At 40.5% G+C, this 772-nt stretch carries 1 protein-coding gene; it reads right to left on the bottom strand.

Annotated elements, in window-relative coordinates; all coding sequences use genetic code 11:
- The coding region (locus AB5935_RS23890; protein WP_410525542.1) for an MFS transporter at positions 1 to 631 on the bottom strand (631 nt) is incomplete at its 3' end.
- Positions 632 to 772 lie beyond the last annotated feature (141 nt).

Raw genomic sequence — 772 nt, 5'->3', positions numbered from 1 at the left:
GTTCCAATCCCTCTGCATCCAAAGAAGCATCCAACTTCTTATCATAGAAAGTATAAAGGAAAAAAGCAATCGTACCCACGCACAACATAATCAGACAAAACAAAATCGGAGCAGGAATATTTGTATGGAATGTGCCACTCTCATCCGTAGATCCGAAAAAGTCTGCCAAAGGAACTGTCAATACCATCGCCAGAGTTGTTCCGATACGTGCCGTAGCCATTTCAAGTCCCATAGCCAATGCCATTTCCTTGCCCTTGAACCATTTCACTATAATCTTGGAAACAGTGATACCAGCAATCTCCACACCTACACCAAAGATAGCATATCCCAATCCACAACCAAACACCATCAATAAGCAAGCCCCCATTCCGGTGAAACGAACTCCCATCTTATCCAAAATGATACCACCGAAGATCAGCATCAATAGGAATACATTAAACCACCCGTAAGCACTTGTGAAGAAACCATAATCAAGACTGTCCCATAGTAGTTCTTTCTCAAGCATGGGTTTTAGAGGAGACATTACGTCGGTGAGGAAATAGCCGCATAGCATAGTAAATGCGACCAATGCTAGAACACTCCATCGGAGTACGGCGGAGTCATTCAATTTCTGTTTCAAATGTTCTGTCATTGTTATATTTAAAAAAGTAGTTAATAATCTTATACAGCCAACAAAGGTAGTTAAATCTCGTTTGTTTCTATCACAAAGAGATTGTTTTTACAAGAAAAAGTTAAGTGCGGATTACACTGACCACGCGGAACATTGAAAATC

It is taken from the genome of Phocaeicola sp. RTP21198st1_B8_RTP21198_201120, assembly GCF_040929485.1.
Taxonomy (GTDB): Bacteria; Bacteroidota; Bacteroidia; order Bacteroidales; family Bacteroidaceae; genus Phocaeicola; species Phocaeicola dorei.
Note: the sequence above shows the minus strand (reverse complement) of the source record. Positions and strands in the feature narration are given on the sequence as shown.